Here is a 19,898-nt window from a genome sequence, read left to right as displayed (position 1 = left end):
GCGCCTGCGACCGGTATGGTCACCTTCGTCACGACGAACCCCGGTAAGGTCGCCGAGGCCGAGGAGTATCTCGACGAACCGGTCGAGCAACTCGATTTCGACTATCCCGAACGGCAGGCCGCTGACATCGCGACTGTCGCCGCACACGGCGCACGCGCCGCCTATCGGCACGCGAACGAACCGGTCATCGTCGACGATTCGGGGCTGACAATCGACGCGCTCGACGGCTTTCCCGGCCCCTACTCCTCCTACGTCGAGGACACCCTCGGGATCGAACGGGTCTGGAACATCGCCGCCGAGGAAGGGAACCGGGGCGGAGCCTTTCGGGGCGTCGTCGCCTACTGCGACGGCGACCCCTTCGAGGCGACGCCCGAACCGGTCGATACGGACCGTCGCGGAGACGACACAGCGGCCGACGAGCGCGCAGACGCGACGACCGACGAACAGGTCAGCGAAGGCGTGCTGCCAGTGAAGCTTTTCGAGGGCGTCGTTCCAGGGACGATCGTCGAACCCCGCGGGTCGGGCGGGTTCGGGTTCGATCCCATCTTCGAGTACGACGGACAGACGTTCGCGGAGATGAGCCGCGATGAAAAAAACGCCGTCTCGCACCGTGGTCGCGCTCTCGCGAAGTTTGCCGAGTGGTATCAGGGCCGATAAGCGGCGATAGCCTCTGTTGCAGTATCGATCAGATATCGTCGTCCAATTCCTATCAGTATATTATAAACATACGGATATTGAATGTTTGAAGTTCATACACAGAGACATATATATCACGTAACAAGATTGATTCTATGCCACTGTTTACCACACTAGTGATGCATCGGTTGAACCGCGATGAACTCGATAAGCGATAGCAGGTCGACGGACGAAGGCGAACCAAGCACCGATGTGTCCGGAACGGTGCAGCAACCAGAATCGTCGGACCGCCGACTGAGTAACAAACCGTTCAAACCGAACATGACAGACCAATCAGATAGAGCGGATCGAACCCGGAGCGATGCAGCGTTAATCGAACGAATCAGAACCAACGGTATCGATCGTCGGTCTGTGATGAAAGCACTCGGTGCCGGGACTGCACTGTCGCTCGGCGCCGGCACCGCTGTCGCCGGTCACGACCAACCACACACACCACATATTGATTCACACTACGGATACTCGGCGCCAACTGACGAGCGACTCCCGGGCAAACTCCGCCCGGATCACGAGGTGGGACTGCACATCCACGAAAACGCGCTTACAGACGAGGATCCGACCACCATCCCCTTTCACTTCGCGCCGATGGGTCTCAAAGTCGACGAAGGGGATATCGTCCGGTTTGATTTTGACACACCCGAACACACGATTACGGCGTATCACGAGGGGCAGGGTCGCCAGCAGCGCGTTCCGGACGACAACCCGCCGTTTTCGTCGCCCGTGATCAGCACTGGCGGGTTCTGGCTGTACGAGTTCGACTCAGCCGGGACGTACGACCTGTTCTGTGCCCCACACGAGTTCTTCGGGATGGTCATGCGAATCGTCGTCGGTGACCCAGGCGACCCGGCGTACGACGGAACGTTCGGCCCTGCGGGACCACCACCGCAACCACGTCCGCCGGTGTCTAGGCCCGAACTGACCGCGCTGGGGATAACCAGTTTCCCCTTCCCGACTGCTGCGGAGGTTCTCGGAACGAACGTACTCAGCGTATCCAATATCGTATCCAGTGGCTCAGTGTCCGTCTCAGCGGTCGAGGCTGACCTCTGACCCTGGTATTTGTCTCCTCTCTACACTACCCGGTGACGAACACAGCCACGGTTACGCACGCGGGTCCCGGTCGGGGCCGGGGTACGGGCCGTCGTGAATGCTCTCGTAGAGCGATTCGGCATCGAAGAGCGTGGCGAATGCGTCTGGCGGTCGGACGCTCACAGTCAGTCGCTGTCCGAGGGTTTGATTCGCCCTGGCGCTCGTGAGTTGCTCGTCGAACGTGAGCAGGTGCGCTGCGTTGCCCCGGTATGCGGATGCGAGCGCCGGATGATCCTCCTTTGGGTGCTCGACAGCGACTCGCTCGCTCTCGATTTTCTCGCGCCAGTCGGCCGCCAGGTCGGCGTCGGCACAGGTGGTAATGACCGCCTCGGCGTCTGCAAGCAACGGGTCGCTCGCGACGAGTTCGACCCACGAGTGTCGTCGCACGTGGTCGAGGGCATCGCGGGACGATCCGCCGACGAGCAGATCCGCGGCGAGTACGTCGGCGTCGGCGACGACGCGCGCAGGGTTCGTCTCAGTCATCTCGCCGGTGCTCGTTCAGTGCCGTCCGAACCGCCTCGATGCTCGTCTCGGGGGCCCGCTCGAACAAGTCTGCCCAACTCATACCGAAGGTATCGATTGCCATCGACAAAAGCCCACTCGTCGGTTGGCTTATCGAATTGAAACCCCACACCCGTCACGCGTCCGTCTGACGGGCGTTTAAGTGCAGTCCCGGGCTGGCTTCGGGTGGGCGCGCACTCGAACTCGTAACCACTCCCAATCCTCCCATCGACGCGCGCCCGGATTTCTGAACCCACTTCTCGCGGTGTGAGTCACCGTCAGGCAGGTGCCTCCTCACCGCGGAGCATCGCACGCACGGCCGAGAGGTCGTCGGGGTCGACCATGACTGCGAGCGAATCGCCAGCCTTGACTGTCACGTCCGGCAGCGGAATCGACATCGGTTCGCGTTCCGTGCCGTGTGCGTAGATGCGCGCGTTGCCGGGCAACTCGACGGCGATGACTCGCTGGCCGATCACGGGCGACCCCTCCGGGACAGTCACCGACGTGACCGACAGTTCTTCAGCCAGGTCAGCGATGACGCTGAAATCTCCACCCATCAGCGCCGTCTTGGCGCCTGCAGCGCCGAGTCGCTCGGGGTAGACGATTTCGTCCACGTCGGCGGCGTACTTCTGATAGAGGTCATCGCTGTAGTCTTCGCTGATCCGAAGGACCGTTCGACAGCCCCGGGCGTCGCCGATGACACAGACGGCGAGGTTGGTGCTGAGATCACCGGTCAACCCGCCCACTGCGTCCGCGTCGTCGATTCCCGCGGCCTCGAGTATCTCGTCTTCGTTGCCGTCGCCTTCGACGACCGGGAATCCCTCTTTGCCTGCCCGGTCGACCTTCGCGGGGTCGTTGTCGACGATAGTCACGTCGTGACCCTCGCCCTGCAGTAACCGAGCGGTACGCATTCCGACCCGTCCGAACCCGACGATGACGAATTTCATGTGACACACTATGTCACCCACCCTCAAAACTGTATGCCAGGATATCGATCGGTCGAGCGGGCCTGACCGCGATTCGACACGGGTTTACTGTTCGCGGACCGACCACGAATCGATGCGAGTGACGTTTCTCGGGACGAGCGGTGCCGTCCCGACGACCGAACGCAATCCGAGTGCGCTGGCAGTCGAACGCGAGGGGGACCGTCTCCTCTTTGACTGCGGTGAGGGGACCCAGCGACAGATGATGCAGTTCGGGACGGGGTTCGATATCGACCAGATCTTTCTGACGCACATGCACGGCGACCACGTGCTCGGCGTGCCGGGACTGCTTCAGACGCTCGACTTCAACGAGCGCGAGCGACCGATTTCGATCCACGCACCTGCCGGAACGCGAAGCCGAGTCGAGCAACTCATCGCGCCGACCGGAAACCGACCGTCCTATCCCGTTCGGATAGCGCAGGTCGAACCCGGCGACGTAGCGCTCGACAGAGCGGAGTACGAAGTGCGAGCGTTTGCCGTCGACCATCAGACCGACGCAGTCGGATACGCCCTCGTCGAGGACGAGCGCAAGGGTCACTTCGACCGCGAGACAGCCGAGGAGGAGTTCGGGATCCCGCCAGGACCGAAGTACTCGAAGCTCCACGCAGGCGAACCGGTCGAACACGAGGGGGAGACGATTCAGCCCGAGTGGGTCGTCGGCCCGCCCCGCCCGGGTCGGCGGCTCGTCTACACCGGCGATACCCGACCGACCGACAGCGTCCGTTCGGCTGCGACCGATGCCGACCTACTCGTACACGACGGCACCTTCGCCGACGAACACGCGAGTCGCGCTCGCCAGACCGCTCACTCGACGGCGCGCGAGGCGGCCGAGATTGCGGCGGCGGCAGGCGCGAAACGCCTCGCACTGACCCACCTCTCGACGCGATACACCGGTCGCGCCTGGAAACTCGAAGCCGAGGCCAGTGAGGTGTTCGAGGGACGCGTGTTTCTCCCCGACGACGGGGCGGTCGCGGACGTTCCCTATCCGGATTCCGACGAGTCATTTCGGCTCACCGCTCCGGACAGTCGGTGACCCGTGTTCAGTATCGCCGCGGGTCGTCGACGACCCACTCAGACTGTCGCGCAGGTTCTGACAGCCTCCGCCAACCGTTCGATCTGAGCGGCCGGAAGTGAGTCGGGAGCGACCTGCTGTATCGGCTTTCCAGCCTGCTGTGCTCGCTCGAGTTGGTCGGACTCCGGAATCTTGGTGACTGGGCCGCCGAGCGTATCGGCGAGTTGTACTGCCCGTTCTGTCTGCTGGTTCACGTGTTCGGGGTCGACGCGATTCAGCGCCACCCGGACGAGCGGCGTCTCCACCGCACGGGCGAGTTCCCGTGTTCGGATCGCATCGGCGAGCGCTGGCCGGGTCGGTCGGGTGACCAGCACACATCCCTCTGCGGCGAACACAGGCAATCCGGCGTCGCTCCGCAGACCCGCTGGCGTGTCGATGACCACGTGGCCGTACTGACGAGCAACTGCCTCGACCGTCTCGACAAGCGCGACCGGATCGGCGGCACGGGCACCGGTGAGCGAGCGCCCGCAGGGGAGCATCGTGACGGGTCCGGTCTCTCTGATCGCCTCAACCGCCGACGCTCGACCCGCGAGCACGTCGTGAAGATCCGGGCCACGAGACTCCGGCAGATCCGCCATCCCGAGGTCAGCGTCGACGACAACCGCGTCGAGTTGCGCCCCGAGGTTGTACGCGACCGTAGATTTGCCGACGCCGCCTTTGCCGCCGGTGACCGCCAGGATCATGTGAGTCGTTCGAGTGCGTCGATCGGAATCTCCACGCGGTCGATGCGGTCGGACACCGCCCGATGGCGCTGGTCGATCTGGTCGAGCGCTCGCCGGTCGGCCTGAATCTCGGCCGCGAGCGCTCGAACGGCATCGAGACCGCCCGCGGCCTCGACCACCTCCTGGGCCTCCTGAACAGTCCCGGCTGCCGCGAGTCGCTCGGCCCGGTCGAGGCGGCGCTCGACTGCATCGAACCAGGAGAGTGCCGGACACTCCCCGTCCACGTGCTCTGTCTGTCGTGGCGTGTTCGGTCCGGCATCTCGGTCCGTCGTGTGTCGCGTCGATTCCGTCTCGTGAGTGTGGTCTTGGGACCGCGCATGTCCCGACTCGTCGCTCGGGAGCGGTACTGCGTCCCGTGGCGGCCCCGATTCCCCCAGCGTCCGCGCAAGCGCTCGCGCAGTCACGTCCTCGGCCCTATCGTGACTCCCGTTCAGTCGACCCTTGGGGGAGGTGCGATTCGTGTCCGAATCTGAAGATGCTTTTGCCGTTCCGGCGGATACGGACGTCGTCTCAGCGATGACTGCTGGCGGATCTGCCGGGTCCGCTGGCGATGCGTATCCGACCGCAAGTGCTGACTCGTCAGAAACAGTTCCGTCAAAGGAATTCTCACCCCATCCTTCGGTTGGACGCCCCTGACTTCGTGGCGGCCACACCGGTTCGATCGTACTTTCGATGCAAACGCGCTCGGCTGTGTCACTCGTCACGAGCAGTTCGACGAGTGTCACACCATCGGCGCGTCTGCACTCCCAGTCGAGCGAGGCCATAGGCCGGTTGGCCGCGCTATTGCACTTAAACCTGCACGACTGGTGTGTCGATCCACTCCCTGACAGTTGCTGGCGAGTCGAACCGGTCGCAGGCGAGGACAACCGGCGCGTCGATATCGGCGACGCGAGCGACGGCAAGAGCGGCAGTAACCGGGTCGACCTCGAACGGTTCGGAACACTGCGATTCCGGGGCTCGCTCGACCGCAGTTGCGTAGCTGTTCCGAACTTCTTCGAGCAGGTGTGCGCGTGCCTCTCGCCTGCGGTTTTCGATGCGGTCTTCGAGGCGAAGCCGTCGCTCGCGGCGGTCGCGGCGCTTCCGTCGGTTCTCTCGGATTTGCTCGAGTTGCTCTCGCGTGGCTGCAGCCGTCGTCTCAACTTCCGAGAGGCGCCTGATCGCGTCCGTCCGTCGGTCTGCCTCCGCGTCTCCGTCTGCCTGGAGACGCCCGCGCTCGGTCGCCACCGTCTCGCGGAGTCGCTCGCGCTCTGTCTCGCTTTCTGCGAGCGTCTGTCGATGCGACTGGCTGGAAACCTCGTCGACAGATATCGACTGCAACTCCTCGCGAAGGGCGACGATTTCCTCGTCGTACGGCGTCGCGTGCCCACACGTTCGCGCCGCACACGCAAGCGCCGTGCGGATGCGAAGCCCCATCTCCGGTCGGATACAGCCGACGTACTCGTGGACGGGGGATGCTGGCGCGGCGATGATCTCGACGACGCCCGTCTCGCATCGACTCCATCCGCGTCGAACCGCTCGCGCGACCGAACGCGGGTCGACAGAGCGTGACACTGCGAGAGCTGAGCCGCGGTGAACCGTCCCGTCGATCCGACAGACGAAAGCTTCGTGACCCGTCACAGTTCTGTCCCCTTCATTCGCTCGGTCGATGGATGGTCGCTCCCGGATGCGAAGGCCCCGTACGGAACGGCGTCCTGCTCGCGGTTCTCGTAGGAGCGAGCGGCCTCGCGGACATCCTCCGGAACGACCGCGAACTCGTTGAACGGTCGGGTCCGTTCGATCTGTATCGCCTCGCCGTGTTTCTCCCGCAGGCGCAACGCCTGAAACGCGCCGAACTCCGTTGTCTCCAGCAGCGCAACCCGGCCGAACTGCCGAACGACACTGTCCCCGTGTGCCCGACAGACGTTTCGCAACGACTGCCGGGCCCCCCGTGAGTACGCGATGACCAGCAGCACATCTCCGTTTCCATCGGATCAACAGTTAAATCTAACTACATCTTCGCCGGGATGAGGGACGCTACAGCAGATCCCGAGTTCGAACCTCGGACCCGCTGACCGTCGCATCGAACAGCGAGGTGACGGCGGCGACTGTCGTTCCGTCGTGTGCGCCGGGGTCGATGTGAGCGTACGTTCGCGCACCGACAGCGTGACTCTTGCCGACGAGCGTCTGGAAGAACTCGAAGGTCGTCTCGAAGTCGACGTACTGGAGCATGTCCGTCACGGAATCGAAGCAGACGACCGGCCGGTCCCACCCCGAGATGACCTGATCGATGGCAACCGTCAGATCTGTCAGAGCGCTCGGTGCTGGCAGTCGCTTCGTCTCGACGGCGTACTCTGCTGTGTCTTCGGATTCAACTGACCGCTCTCCCGTGATTTCGTCGCCGACGAGGATGACCCCGATAGTGTCGACTCCCTCCTCGACCGCTTCGAGACACTCCGCGACAGAGCGTCGGTACGTGACGAACAGCACGTCGGGGTCGGCCACGCTCCCCAGCAGCGCGGGACAGGCGTCCCTGTCCGCCGGTGGCGTCGCGACCAGTACCGTCCGTGCGTCGTCGAGTTCGGTGCCGAACTCCGCCATCGTCTCGGCGGGATAGACGACTGTCGGCTATAAACCGCTTTGTGTTCCTGTCACTCCCCGTATGCGAAAAACAGATGGAGGAACGATTCGTCGCGGAGATGCTGTCGACGTGTCGTGGTCTCCTCTGGTACTCGTGGTCTCGGCGTCGCTTCCGGCAGCCACTGGGTCTCCGTGAGACCCTATCCGATGTGCATTTCCGGGTCGACCACGTTTCAGCCACTATGAACGCGAATTCGCTGGCGACTCGCAGCTGGAACAGTACAGAGCGTCCGGTGAGAGACACATGACTGGAAAGGACGACTACTACAACAGAGCCAAACAGCAGGGGTATCGCGCCCGCTCTGCCTACAAGCTACAGCAACTCGACGAGACGACCGGACTGCTCGGTGCGGGGCGAACGGTCGTCGACCTCGGTGCGGCCCCCGGTGGCTGGATGCAGGTCGCGGCCGAGCGCGTCGGGTCCGGGACGGTCGTCGGCGTCGACCGACAGTCCATCGACCCCATCGACGCGGCGGCGACCGTCGCGTACGTCCGCGGGGACATCACCGACGAGCGCACTCGCGAGGCGATTCGCGAGACGGTCGCAGACGCGACCGGGAACACAGACGACCGCCCCGTCGATGTGGTGCTCTCGGATATGGCACCGAACATGACCGGCGAGTACGATCTGGACCATGCCCGCTCGGTCCATCTCGCCCGGCAGGCTGTCGCCGTCGCAGAGGAACTGCTGACGTCGGGGGGCGACCTCGCAGTCAAGGTGTTCGACGGCCGCGACCTCGACGATCTGCAGGCGGACATCGAAGCCGAGTTCGAGTACGTCCGTCAGGTTCGCCCGGACGCCTCCAGAGACTCCTCGTCGGAGCTGTATCTCGTCGCGAAGAATCGCCTCACTGGCCCCGTTCGCGTGGGTGACAGACTCGACGTGGAAATCGTCGACGTCGGCGAGGAGGGCGACGGTGTCGCGAAAGTCGAGGACTTCACGCTGTTCGTGCCCGACGCGGAGACTGGCGAAACAGTCGAAGTCGAAGTGACCGACGTGAAACCGCGGTTCGGCTTTGCCGAACGCGTCGAGTGACCCTGGCGGTTACTCAGTTTTTGCAGCGCTCTCGCGCTCGAGTTTTCGTACGACTCCAACTGCGAGGTAGACGAAGGGTGTGTCGAGTCCAGCGAGCAGAAGTTTGAACAGGTACTGGCCGACGATCAACTCGAAGACGGTCTCGAGCGCGAATCCCTGAAAGATGTAGAACGCGACGGTGATGAAAATCACCGTATCGAGGAACTGGCTGGACGACGTCGAGAGGAGGTTCCGGAGCCACAGCGACCGCCCCGACGTATACGATTTAATACGGTGAAATACAACGACGTCCCAGTTCTGGCTGACGATGTAAGCAAGCAGGCTCCCGGCGACGATGCCGGTGCTGGCAGCGAGTGTATCCGCGAACGGGTCCTGTGCGACCCCAGAGGCCGGGGAGATCGGTGCCCAGATGGCAAGCCAGAGCAGTGCGAGCAGCACGAAATTCATCACGAAGGCGACGTTGATCAGAATCTGTGCGGCGCGCTTGCCGTACAGTTCGGTGTAACAGTCCGAAGCGAAGAAGGTGAGCGCGTATGCGAACACCGCGGCCGGGACGAGAATGACCTCCCCGGTCACCGGAAGTGACACGGGCAGCGAGACTTCGAGGACCTTCACGGCGGTCACCTGCGCGGTGATCAGCGCGGTGACAAACAGCGCCGCGAGCGACATCTGCGAGACGCCGAGCGCTGGCTCTGTCGTCGAATGCTCACTCGCCATCGGCACCACGCTCATCGGACTCACTCGCTCCGCCGTCACTAGCCTCGCTCCCGTCGAGTCGCCCCTGTCGCTCGTCGATCTCGTCGAGCATATCCAGCGTCTTCCTGATCGACGCCCGAACCGCCTCGCTTCTGTTGACGAACTTGCCGTCCTCGCCGACGTGGTCGGCCAAGTCTGCGAGCAACTCCTCGGGCACTTCGACACTTATCTTGGGCATACCTGAGTTCGGGGCGTCACTACGTCAATAATCCTTCGATACTCTTGAGAGAGTATACGGAGAATTCATCCAGCGCTGACGGTATCGTCTCGCTCGTGGGTTGTTGTCTCGATCAGAACGGACCGACTCGGCTACAATCAATCGCAGTGTGTCTATTTCCGTTGTGGGTGCGATTCTGACTCGACGTCGACGCCGGTGACCTCGAAGCGTGCGCCGCCATCCTCGCTGTCAGTAACCCGGATCTCCCAGTCGTGCGCTGTGGCGACGGTTTCGGCGATTCGGAGTCCGAGACCGTTCCCTCCGGCGGTCGAGTAGCCCGTCTCGAATATCTGTTCGCGTTCGTCGGATGGAATCCCCGGGCCGTCGTCTGCGACGTAGAATCCGGACGCACTCTCCAGCGGGCCGACCGTGACTGTCACGCTCTCCCCGGCGTGTTCGACGGCGTTCCGGACGAGGTTTTCGAGCAGTTGCGAGAGTCGAGTCTCGTCGGCACGGACCGAAATAGCGTCGTCGACGGCGAGTGACGCATCCGCTGTGTCGACGGTCTGCCAGCACTGTCTGGTCAGGCTATCGAGGTCGATCTCTCGGCGTTCGTTCAGTTGTTCGCCCTCGCGGGCCAGCGTCAAGAGATCGCTGATCAGTGTTTCCATCCTGTCGTGTGCCTGCTCGATATCTTCGAGATGGGGGCTGTCACAGTCGTCAGTGGCAAGTTCGAGTCGGGCCTTGGCCACGTTCAGCGGGTTTCGCAGGTCGTGGGAGACGACACTCGCAAAGTCGTCCAGACGCTCGTTCTGTCGCCGAAGTTCCTCCTTCGTTTCGACGCGCTCGGTGATGTCTCGCCCCTCGACGATGAGCGAAACCACGTCCTCCTCCTCGTCGCGCACGGGTCGGATCACGACATCGACGGTCACCTCTGTCCCGTCCGGCGCGTAGTGGTCGGCCTCGAACCGGGCGTACTCGCCGTCTGCGGCCTGCTGAATGTAGTCACGCAGTTGCTCCTGCAGATCCGTCGAGTGGTCCCACCACGGCGTGTTCCAGAACTGCTCGCCCTCGACCGCTGCAAGACCCGTCTCGATGAACTCGAGCGCCGTCTGGTTGATGTTTCTGATCGTTCCGTCGGGTTCCAGAATGCCGATGAAGGTGTTCGGCGTATTGAACGTCGCCTCGAACTGTCGCTGTTTCCGCGTGAGTCGCTCCTCTCGTTCCGTGCGCTCCGTGATGTCTCTGAATATCCAGACTCGGCCGTGATTGGTTCCGTCGTCTGCCGTCGCTGGAGCGGTGTAGCGCTCGAAGATGCGCCCGTCGGAGAGATAGATCGTGTCGCGACTCGTCTCGTCGGGGTGGTCGTAGAAGTACTCGACCTGTTCGCGGAACTGTTCGGGGCGTTCGAGCCTGTCGAGCACGGATTCGACCGCTCGCTGGTCGTCGCCCGTTTCGACTACCTCGTCGGGGATGTCCCACATCTCGACGAACCGCTCGTTGTAGGTGAAAAAGTCGCGAGTCTCGTCGACGACCAGAATCCCCTGTGGGACGGTTTCGACCACCGCGTCGAGGACCGACCGCTGGTGTTCGAGTTGTCGTTTCCGGTCGTTTCTGTACTGCGACACCGCGTTTTCGATCCGGTTTGCCAACACAGAGCACTGGTCTTGCTCCGACTGCTTTCGGATGTAGTCGGTCGCGCCCGCAGAGAGCGCTTCACTCGCGACTTCCTCGGACCCCTTGCCGGTAAACAAGATAAATGGCAGGTCCGGGTCCCGCTCCCGAACGCGTTCGAGAAACGCCAGCCCGTCCATCTCGGGCAGGTCGTACTCGCTGACGATACAGTCGACCGTCTCGCCGCCGTCGATGTGCTGGTCGAGCGCGTCGCGTGCGCTCGTCGCTGTTCTGAGCGAGATCTGTTCGTGTTCTTGCTCCAGAACATCCGCAGACACGTCGAGAAACGCAGGGCTGTCGTCGACGTAAAGAACCCGGATGGGTTCGAGCATGTGTCTGACCACAACACACGCGCTATTGAAACACAGTGTACACTATCTGATAGGATCGAGACAGGTGTATCTACGATTGGGTCCAGACGAGACACGCGCCCGGTTCACCGACCGTTCTCCGGTCGAACGCGGTTGACTCGTGCGCCAAACAGGACGACGAGAGCGACGAGCACGAACAGGCCGCCAAAACTCAGACACAGATACAGGGAGACGGCGGGATAGGTCTGGACGGTCTGAACTGGGGCCTGTGGAAACGCATCGAAGAAGTCCACCAACCCAGCCCGAAAGGCAAGGTACGAGAGCGCGACCAGCACCGCTCCCAACCCGGAGACCGCACCCAGATACAGGCCGAAGGCGCGTTTCGACGGCGGCGTACCCGCGTCCCCACTCATGGGATGCGATACGCGCTATCGGCGCAAAAGTCCACCGAGTTGCCGTGGCGTTACTGCACACCGGCAGACACTGGGCACTTTCCAAACCGTAATTGTCCGTGCCCGGTTCAGTCAGCGTGATGGACTGGCTCAGCACGCGACCGATCGCTCACCGCGGCCTGCATTCGGAAGGTGTCCCAGAGAACACGCCCGCTGCGGCCCGCGTGGCGATCGATGCGGGCTATCCGGTCGAGTGTGACGTTCGGCTCACTGCCGACGGCGTTGCCGTGGTGCACCACGACCCGACGCTGGAGCGGTTGACGGGCGATGATCGCCTCGTCTCCGAGACGCCGTGGGCTGATCTACGCGGTCTGTCGGTACTCGATACCGACCAGACGGTCCCCCGTCTCGTCGACCTGCTCGATATCGTTGATGGGCAGGTTCCGCTGCTGGTCGAACTCAAGGCGACCGGTCGACCGGGACGACTCGAAGCGGTCGTCGCCGGGATTCTCGACGAGTACGACGGCTCGTTCGCCGTCCAGTCATTCAATCCCCTCACCGTGCGATGGTTCCGACGACATCGTCCGTCGTGGCCCCGCGGCCAACTGCTCTGGGAGGTCGAACCGCGCGAATGGAGTGGGTTCGAGGACCGCTTTCCCGTCGTGTGGATAGGCCAGCCTGACTTCCTCGCGGTCGAACAGTCAGCCCTGCCGTCCGATTCGCTTTCCTGCCGACGTGGGCAACTGCCCGTGCTGGCGTGGACGGTCCGAACGGACGCAGAACTGGAACGGGTCAGCCCGCACGTCGACAACGTGATCTTCGAGGACATCTCGCCCTGAGATCCGCCTCGCGCCCGGGCCTCCCTGCTCGTACTGTCGGCTGTACCATCTCGAAAATAATTCGCCACCCGGGGTGGCGAATATTTGTACGTACGTACAGCCGACAGTATCAGACAGCCAGCAGTATCAGGCGAGTTCGGCGTCGCGAAAGCGGAGATAGCCGACAAGGAGCATTCCGACGACCCACGCCAGCAAGATTACTGGCATGAACTCCCCCTGCAGGTAAAACGGCGCGTCAGCGCCGGGGAGTTGTGCGCCGTTCTGTGCTCGCTCGAAGAGCACGACGTTGCTCAGTCGACTGTAGGCAAAGGAGGGGCTCAGATAGAAGACGAACTCGTAGAGATTTGGCTTGGCCGAGAGTCCGAGTAGTTCCTCGACGATATACGAGAGGCTCTCGGCGGGGCTGACGTTGGGGACGATCCAGAAGACAGTGAAGAACATGTAGACGCCAATAACGCCCGTCATCGAGCGTGCTCGGGTGCTCGCGAGAGCAGAGATACCGACAGCGATTGCGGTGTAGACGACCGCGAAGACAGCCATAAACAGCGCCATCCCGAGGAAGGTTTCGACTGGAACCGAGGGATAGCGGACAAACAGGACGACCAGCCCGACGGCCATCGAGATGGCGACGGCGAGCACGGAGATACCTGCTCGGCTGAGAAATTTCCCGAGAACCACGTCACGGCGGCTGTTCGGAAGACCGAGGAGGTACTTGATCCGGCCAGTCTCGCGCTCGCCAGCGACCGCGAGATAACCGACCACGAGCACGACAATCGGCAGAAACCAGATCGCAATAGCCTGAATGTTCCAGAGCGCGTTCTCGGCCGGTGTCGCCCTGTCTGTCGACGTGGTCGCGAAGACAATACCGACAAAGGCGACGAACAGACCAATCGCGATCCAGAGCACATTCGACCGCCGGGCGTCCGTGAAGTCCCGCTTTGCGATGGCGAGCGCTCTCATCGGTCTCCCCCCGTGTCGAGCAGTCTACCACCATCGGCGCGAGCGGACGCGCTCTCGGCCGATTGCTCGTCTGACAGCGCATCACCGTCTGCCGAGTCACTGTCGCTCGTGTAGCTCTCGAACAGCGCCTCCAGCGACGTCTCCTCGGCTACCACGTCGGTGATCGTCACGTGCTCGTCGACCGCCCGGATCACCTCGATTTTGTCGGCCGACTCGCGGCAGGTCACCGACAGCCAGTTGCCGTCGCGCTCGACGGCGAGGACGCGCTCGCGGTCGGTGAGACCGATCTTTCCTGGTGTCTCCTGACACTCGAACTCGACGACCGGGTTCACGTCCGCGACGTCGCGGAGGCTGTCGATGGTGTCCTCGGCGACGAGTTGCCCCTCGTTGAGGATCCCGACGCGGTCACAGACCGCCTCGACCTGTTCGAGCAGGTGACTCGAAAAGAAGACCGTCGTGCCGCGTTTGGCCTCCTCGCGGATGATCTCGCGCATCTCGGCCATGCCGTTGGGGTCCAACCCCGAGGAGGGTTCGTCGAGCACGAGCAGTTCGGGGTCGCCCACGAGCGCCATCCCCAGACCGAGGCGCTGTTGCATCCCCTTCGAGTAGCCGCCGACGCGCCGTCGTCGGTCGTCATCGTCGAGACCGACCCGGTCGAGGATGGCCGCGGCGTCCACGTCGACGCCCTTGATGTCTGCGGCGAACTCGACGTGTTCGATCCCCGAGAGTCGGGGGTACAACTGCGCGCCCTCGGGCAACACGCCGACGCGCTCACGGATCGCCTGCGACTGCTCGTGTACGTCGAGTCCGAGCACCGTTGCGGAACCGCTCGTCGCGTGACTGAAATCGAAGAGGACGTTGATCGTCGTCGTCTTTCCCGCACCGTTTGGACCGAGAAAGCCGTACACCTCGCCGCGCTCGACGCGCATGTCGAGATCCTCGATCGCGGTCAGGTCGCCGTACTCCTTTGTCAACTGCGTGGTCTCGATAGCGGGGGGTCCAGCCGACATATTCTCCCGTTCACAGGCGATTGATAAACTATTCACGATAACTAAAACTGGAGTTGACCGTCGACCGGCGGCGTCACTGCATCCCCTCGGTTCGACTGGAACGCTTATTCGGCTGGCTCACGTACTCTCGTCGATGACCGAATCAGACGACGCGATCACGGTGTATTCGGACTACGTGTGTCCGTTTTGCTATCTCGGCCGCCGGTCGCTGGAGGAGTACCAGGACACCCGCGAGACGCCGCTTTCCGTCGACTGGCACCCCTTCGATCTGCGGGGACACAAGCGCGGCCCCGACGGCGAAATCGACCACTCCGTCGACGACGGGAAAGACGAGGCGTACTTCGAGCAGGCCCGACAGAACGTCCAACGGTTGCGCGAAAAGTACGGCGCGACGGAGATGCGCTCGTTCGACGAGATTCCGGATCCGGTCGACTCCTTCGACGCACAGGTCGCGTCACTGTACGTCAAATCCGAACGCCCCGACCAGTGGCTCGCGTTCGACGAGGCCATCTTCGATGCGCTCTGGGTCGACGGACGCGATATCGGGGAGACAGCGGTGCTCCGTGACTGCGCCGAGCGTGCAGGACTCGACGGATCGGAAATCGAAGCTGCCGTCACCGACGAAAGGTACCGTAACCGCCTCCGAGAGCGCTTTGCCGAGGCACAGCAACACGGCGTCACCGGCGTGCCGACGTTCGCATACGACTCACACGCCGCACGCGGCGCGGTTCCACCGGAACACATCGAGCGACTCGTCGAAGGGAACTGACGACCGAATTCTCTCGGTCTGGGTCTGTCCACAAGTGACTTACTGTGCGGAAACTACCCCCTGTTGATGACTGGCGCTACGCCCTATGGCGTCTTTTTCGACAACGACCCCGATGGACTCGTCGTTCTCGACCCGGGGTCCGGACAGGTCCGAGACTGCAACCAGCGATACAGCGACCTGACCGGTCGCGCCAAAGACGAGATTATCGGGACAGAACTCACTGGGCTCACATCGGGCGACCGACACGACAGCAGTGCCGGGCCGAGCGACCGATCCAACGGTCGTGCAGACGATATCGTCTCGGCGCTCGAACGGTCCAACGGTGAGACGCTGACAGGGGAACTACATCCGGAGTCAGGGGACGCGTTCCCCGTCGACGTTCGGTCCTCGACGGTGACCGCCGACGGCGACTCGCTCCTGCTCGTTCGCGTGAGTGCGGTCGTAGACCACGACGGGGATGGTCCCTCTGGACAGCACACAGCACGGAACGCACGGGCAGTCGACGAGGCACCGATCGGTATCACGTTGACCGATCCAGACCAGGAAGACAACCCGGTCGTGTACGTGAACGACGCATTCTGTGAGATGACTGGCTACGCCAAGGCCGACGTCCTCGGGCGAAACTGTCGGTTTCTGCAGGGTGAGGGGACAGACCCGGAGCCAGTCGCGGAGATGCGCGAGGCAATCGACGACCAGCGGCCCGTGACTGTCGAACTCCGGAACTACCGCAAAGACGGCACGGAGTTCTGGAATCGCGTCACGGTCGCTCCCGTCAGCGACGAGACTGGCGACGTGACGAACTACGTCGGCTTTCAGGAGGACATCACCGATCGCAAACGGTACGAGCAGGAACTCGAACTCTCGCATCGACTGCTGGAGACCGTCCAGAGCGGCGTGTTTCGCACCGAGGCGACGCCGGATGGGACCGTCGAGTACGCCAATCCCGCCCTCGCCTCGCTGCTCGGGGCGGACTCCCCGGACCAACTGGAGGAGTATTGCGTGGCCGAGTTCTACACCGACCCCGACGTGCGAAGCGAACTGCTCGACGCGCTTCGCAGCGGCGAGGACAGTCAGGTCAAACGCGAGGTGACACTCGAACGACTCGACGGCGAACAGATCGACGTCGTCGTCACCGCCTCGCTCGCGGAAGACGAGACGGGCACAGAGTACCTCCACAAGGTCGTTCAGGACATTACGAAGCGAAAGGAGCGCGAACAGCGCCTCGAACGCTACGAGCGACTCGTCGAGACCCTCCCGCTGGGCGTCTATCAGAACACGCCCGGACCGGAGGGGGAGTTCACGTTCCTGAATCAGGGGATGGTCGACCTGTTCGATGCCGAGTCGAAAGCTCAACTCCGGAATCGGCCGGTTCGTGACCTGTACGTCGATCCCGCAGACCGGGATGCGTTCAGCGACGAACTCTCCACAGAGGGGGTCGTCACCGACCGCGAGATCCAACTCGAAACGCTCGACGGTGACCACCTCTGGGGGGCCGTGACGGCAATCGTCAGCACCGTCGACGGGCAGACAGTCTTCGATGGGGTGATTCAGGACATCACCGAACGCAAGGAGTACGAACAGCGCCTCAAAGAACAGCGTGACAATCTCACGGTGTTGAACCAGATGCTCCGACACGACATCAGAAACGACCTGCAGGTCGTCACCGCGTACGCGAATCTGCTCGGTGACATGGTCGACGAGGACGGACGGGAACACCTCGAAACGATTACCGAAAGCACCGACCACGCAGTCGAACTCACGCGAACCGCACGAGAGATAGCCGAAGTGATGCTGTCGACAGACGAGAACTACCGGGCGATGCCGCTGGATGCGTCGCTGTCTGACGAACTCGACGAGGTCAGATCCGAGTACTCGAGCGCCGTCGTCACCGTCGACGGGGCGATTCCAGACGTGTCGGTGACCGCCGACGAGATGGTAACGTCCGTGTTTCGGAACATCCTGCAAAACGCCATTCAGCACAACGACAGGGAGGTTCCGGAGGTCCGCGTCACTGGCACAGCACACGACGAGACGGTCGTGATTCGGATCGCCGACGACGGGCCCGGGATCCCCAACGAGCGAAAGAGTGACGTGTTCGGCAAGGGCGAGACTGGTCTCGAAAGTGAGGGGTCCGGAATGGGGCTGTACCTCGTCGAGACGCTCGTCGAGAACTACGGCGGTGACGTCTGGGTCGAGGACAACGAGCCACGCGGGGCCGTCTTCGTCATCGAACTGCCCCGCGCTGGTGAGTGAAGCCACGACCGCAGCGATAACCGCCGAAGCCAGCCTGAGTTTCACCAGGTGGGAACGTCGGCAAGGTATTTATCCAGATGCGCGAGTTAGAACTATCCAAGCGCACGCACAGACCGAAACCGAGTCGCTTCCGATGCTGACGAGGTGCTTACTGGCGGAATCTCTCCAAATTCTGTATGATGGATCTGACTGACAACTCACCGGAAGAGATCGGACGGATACGAAACGGACGGGACGAACCCGAGCAGACCCGTATCTATCCGCTCGTCTCGGAGAGCGGCAACAGGCGCGTGCTGACCGAGTGGCTCGCCGACCACGACACCTACACGTGCGTCGACGAGACGCCGATAGCCGAGGCCGACTTCGACCTCTGTATCGTCGACCACGATGCGCTCGAACGCCACGAGACCGAACTCAAGCAGATCAAGTCCGACGCGTATCCCACACTCGTCCCCGTTCTCCTGCTGATGCCCGAGCGACGAACAGACGTCATCGAAGCGGACCAGGGGATCATCGCTGACAGCGTCTTCGCGACGACAGTCGACGAAATCGTCTCACTTCCGATCCGACAGACGGAACTCGAATGGCGGATCAAGGCGTTGCTTCGCCTTCGGGATCAGTCGCTCACGGCCCAGACCAACACGGAACAACTCCGTCGCTTTCGACAGGCCGTCGAAGCGTCGGGACACGCGATCTTCATCACGGACGCCGACGGCATCATCGAGTACGTCAATCCGGCCTTCGAGCAGATCACCGGCTACGACCAGGAGACAGCAATTGGAAAGACCCCACACATCCTGAACTCCGGGGAGATGTCGTCTGCCTTCTTCGCGGACCTGTGGGACACTATCCTCTCGGGAGAGGTCTGGGAGGAGGAGGTTATCAATCGCAAGCAGAATGGGGATCTGTACACCGCCTACCAGACGATTGCACCGATGACCGACGAGGCTGGCGAGGTCGAAGCCTTCGTCGCGGTCCAGACGGACATCACCAAGCGCAAGGAACTCCGGAACCGACTCAAGCGCCATCGAGATATCGTCCAGCGCCTCGAAGACCCGATCATGTTGCAGGATATGGATGGAAGCTTCCAACTCGTGAACGAGGCGGTGACCAAGTTTGCTGGCCTCGATGAAACGGCGTTGCTCGGAGAAGACGAGTCCCTGTTTATGGGTGAGGAGTCGGCAGAGATGATCGACCGACGAAAACGAGGTGTGATCAACACAGAGGAGCCAGAGACGTACTCCATCACACCGACGTTCGAGCGAACCGACGAGGAAGCGACGTTCAGCACTCGTCGATACCCGTATTACGACGAGAACGGCGACCTCGCAGGAACGATCGCGATCTGTCGAGACGTCACTGGCCTCGAAGAACGAACGAGACAACTGGAGGTGATCGACAACATCCTCCGGCACAATCTCCGAAATAGTCTCACCGTCATTCGGAACGAAGCCAGACAGGCTCAGGAGGATGTGTCGGGCGAGACAGCAACGCGTATCGAGACAATTCTCGACCACGCCGATTCGCTGGAGTCGACCGGCGAGAAGTCACGGGCTATCACGAAAGTCCTGAGCGAGGAGCCCACGCGCAAGAGTATCGGCCTCGCTGCCTCAGTCCGAGCAGTCGTCGAAACCGTCAGGACCGACCACCCGGAGGCAGAGATCACCGTCGACGCTCCCGAACACGTCATCGTCTCTGCTACGTTCAACATCGACGAGGCAATCGAGGAACTGGTGCGAAACGCGATCGTTCACAACGACAGCGAGTCACCGGCCGTCGAACTTCACGTCCGGGTCGAGGACACGGCTATCACGCTGCACGTCATCGACAACGGGTCCGGCATGAGTGAGATGGATCGGGAGGTGCTCGAAACCGGGCGCGCGACTGCAGACCTCTATCACGGCAGCGGCCTCGGTCTCTGGCTGGTCTACTGGGTCGTCAACAGGTCCGGTGGCTCGATAGCGGTAACAGATTCCGGACCGGACGGGACGGACGTGGCGATCACGCTCTCGCAAAGTGCATCCGGTGGCGACGACTCGGCGTGAGTCCCCGACGGCAGTTCACCACG

21 protein-coding genes are annotated in these 19,898 nt (G+C 62.6%); 8 read left to right on the top strand and 13 right to left on the bottom strand.

The window, feature by feature from the left end:
* Positions 1-15 precede the first annotated feature (15 nt).
* Entirely contained in the window at positions 16-657 is a 642-nt protein-coding gene (locus ACMGFL_RS00885) for a non-canonical purine NTP pyrophosphatase (protein ID WP_436933640.1), read from the top strand.
* 393 nt (positions 658-1,050) lie between these two features.
* Positions 1,051-1,740 (top strand): cupredoxin domain-containing protein, encoded by a 690-nt coding sequence (locus ACMGFL_RS00880; RefSeq protein WP_436933639.1) that lies wholly within the window; start codon positions 1,051-1,053, stop codon positions 1,738-1,740.
* Between the two features lie 51 nt (positions 1,741-1,791).
* Here the strand turns inward: ACMGFL_RS00880 and ACMGFL_RS00875 are convergent, their stop codons facing one another.
* On the bottom strand, positions 1,792-2,262 hold the full coding sequence (locus ACMGFL_RS00875) for a DUF7384 family protein (RefSeq protein ID WP_436933638.1): 471 nt from the start codon (positions 2,260-2,262) through the stop codon (positions 1,792-1,794).
* 296 nt (positions 2,263-2,558) lie between these two features.
* Positions 2,559-3,227: a potassium channel family protein gene (locus ACMGFL_RS00870; RefSeq protein WP_436933637.1), complete on the bottom strand. Its 669-nt coding sequence runs from the start codon at positions 3,225-3,227 to the stop codon at positions 2,559-2,561.
* 112 nt (positions 3,228-3,339) lie between these two features.
* On the opposite strand from ACMGFL_RS00870, the gene rnz reads away from it, so the two are divergent.
* Positions 3,340-4,296, top strand: coding sequence for a ribonuclease Z (rnz, locus tag ACMGFL_RS00865; protein ID WP_436933636.1), 957 nt, complete (start codon positions 3,340-3,342; stop codon positions 4,294-4,296).
* Between the two features lie 38 nt (positions 4,297-4,334).
* Here the strand turns inward: rnz and ACMGFL_RS00860 are convergent, their stop codons facing one another.
* The 5 genes from ACMGFL_RS00860 to ACMGFL_RS00840 form a co-directional block, all read right to left on the bottom strand.
* Entirely contained in the window at positions 4,335-5,018 is a 684-nt protein-coding gene (locus tag ACMGFL_RS00860) for a MinD/ParA family ATP-binding protein (RefSeq protein WP_436933635.1), read from the bottom strand.
* Positions 5,015-5,821: a DUF7857 domain-containing protein gene (locus tag ACMGFL_RS00855; protein ID WP_436933634.1), complete on the bottom strand. Its 807-nt coding sequence runs from the start codon at positions 5,819-5,821 to the stop codon at positions 5,015-5,017. Before ACMGFL_RS00855 ends, ACMGFL_RS00860 begins: the two co-directional genes overlap by 4 nt.
* A gap of 25 nt (positions 5,822-5,846) precedes the next feature.
* Entirely contained in the window at positions 5,847-6,674 is an 828-nt protein-coding gene (locus ACMGFL_RS00850) for a DUF7856 family protein (protein ID WP_436933633.1), read from the bottom strand.
* Positions 6,671-7,009, bottom strand: a complete 339-nt coding sequence (locus ACMGFL_RS00845; RefSeq protein ID WP_436933632.1) for a DUF7855 family protein — start codon at positions 7,007-7,009, stop codon at positions 6,671-6,673. The genes ACMGFL_RS00850 and ACMGFL_RS00845 overlap by 4 nt, the downstream gene beginning before the upstream one ends.
* Before the next feature lie 61 nt (positions 7,010-7,070).
* Entirely contained in the window at positions 7,071-7,634 is a 564-nt protein-coding gene (locus tag ACMGFL_RS00840) for a DUF7504 family protein (RefSeq protein ID WP_436933631.1), read from the bottom strand.
* A 283-nt stretch (positions 7,635-7,917) separates the two neighbouring features.
* Between ACMGFL_RS00840 and ACMGFL_RS00835 the strand changes: the two genes are divergently transcribed.
* On the top strand, positions 7,918-8,709 hold the full coding sequence (locus tag ACMGFL_RS00835; protein ID WP_436933630.1) for an RlmE family RNA methyltransferase: 792 nt from the start codon (positions 7,918-7,920) through the stop codon (positions 8,707-8,709).
* A gap of 9 nt (positions 8,710-8,718) precedes the next feature.
* Here ACMGFL_RS00835 and ACMGFL_RS00830 read toward each other — a convergent pair whose 3' ends face one another.
* From ACMGFL_RS00830 to ACMGFL_RS00815, 4 genes are all read right to left on the bottom strand, one after another.
* Complete coding sequence (locus ACMGFL_RS00830; RefSeq protein WP_436936402.1) at positions 8,719-9,426, bottom strand: queuosine precursor transporter; 708 nt, start codon at positions 9,424-9,426, stop codon at positions 8,719-8,721.
* Positions 9,416-9,643 (bottom strand): ribbon-helix-helix domain-containing protein, encoded by a 228-nt coding sequence (locus ACMGFL_RS00825; RefSeq protein WP_436933629.1) that lies wholly within the window; start codon positions 9,641-9,643, stop codon positions 9,416-9,418. The genes ACMGFL_RS00830 and ACMGFL_RS00825 overlap by 11 nt, the downstream gene beginning before the upstream one ends.
* A gap of 152 nt (positions 9,644-9,795) precedes the next feature.
* Positions 9,796-11,628 (bottom strand): PAS domain-containing sensor histidine kinase, encoded by a 1,833-nt coding sequence (locus tag ACMGFL_RS00820; RefSeq protein WP_436933628.1) that lies wholly within the window; start codon positions 11,626-11,628, stop codon positions 9,796-9,798.
* 104 nt (positions 11,629-11,732) lie between these two features.
* Positions 11,733-12,020 carry a hypothetical protein gene (locus ACMGFL_RS00815; RefSeq protein WP_436933627.1) on the bottom strand — a complete coding sequence of 96 codons (288 nt, stop codon included), beginning with the start codon at positions 12,018-12,020 and terminating at the stop codon, positions 11,733-11,735.
* Between the two features lie 119 nt (positions 12,021-12,139).
* Between ACMGFL_RS00815 and ACMGFL_RS00810 the strand changes: the two genes are divergently transcribed.
* Positions 12,140-12,838, top strand: a complete 699-nt coding sequence (locus tag ACMGFL_RS00810; RefSeq protein WP_436933626.1) for a glycerophosphodiester phosphodiesterase family protein — start codon at positions 12,140-12,142, stop codon at positions 12,836-12,838.
* A gap of 126 nt (positions 12,839-12,964) precedes the next feature.
* Here the strand turns inward: ACMGFL_RS00810 and ACMGFL_RS00805 are convergent, their stop codons facing one another.
* Together ACMGFL_RS00805 and ACMGFL_RS00800 are read right to left on the bottom strand one after the other, a co-directional pair.
* Positions 12,965-13,798: an ABC transporter permease gene (locus ACMGFL_RS00805; RefSeq protein WP_436933625.1), complete on the bottom strand. Its 834-nt coding sequence runs from the start codon at positions 13,796-13,798 to the stop codon at positions 12,965-12,967.
* Entirely contained in the window at positions 13,795-14,808 is a 1,014-nt protein-coding gene (locus ACMGFL_RS00800; protein WP_436933624.1) for an ABC transporter ATP-binding protein, read from the bottom strand. The genes ACMGFL_RS00805 and ACMGFL_RS00800 overlap by 4 nt, the downstream gene beginning before the upstream one ends.
* Positions 14,809-14,941: 133 nt before the next feature.
* On the opposite strand from ACMGFL_RS00800, the gene ACMGFL_RS00795 reads away from it, so the two are divergent.
* The 3 genes from ACMGFL_RS00795 (at position 14,942) to ACMGFL_RS00785 (ending at position 19,875) form a co-directional block, all read left to right on the top strand.
* The gene (locus ACMGFL_RS00795) at positions 14,942-15,577 is read left to right on the top strand and encodes a DsbA family oxidoreductase (protein ID WP_436933623.1); all 636 of its coding nucleotides are present in this window, start codon (positions 14,942-14,944) and stop codon (positions 15,575-15,577) included.
* Between the two features lie 66 nt (positions 15,578-15,643).
* Positions 15,644-17,830: a PAS domain-containing protein gene (locus tag ACMGFL_RS00790; protein ID WP_436933622.1), complete on the top strand. Its 2,187-nt coding sequence runs from the start codon at positions 15,644-15,646 to the stop codon at positions 17,828-17,830.
* A 176-nt stretch (positions 17,831-18,006) separates the two neighbouring features.
* Entirely contained in the window at positions 18,007-19,875 is a 1,869-nt protein-coding gene (locus tag ACMGFL_RS00785) for a PAS domain S-box protein (protein ID WP_436933621.1), read from the top strand.
* Positions 19,876-19,898 lie beyond the last annotated feature (23 nt).

Origin of the sequence: Halovenus marina (assembly GCF_051414115.1) — an archaeon.
GTDB classification, from domain to species: domain Archaea; phylum Halobacteriota; class Halobacteria; order Halobacteriales; family Haloarculaceae; genus Halovenus; species Halovenus marina.
Note: the sequence above shows the minus strand (reverse complement) of the source record. Positions and strands in the feature narration are given on the sequence as shown.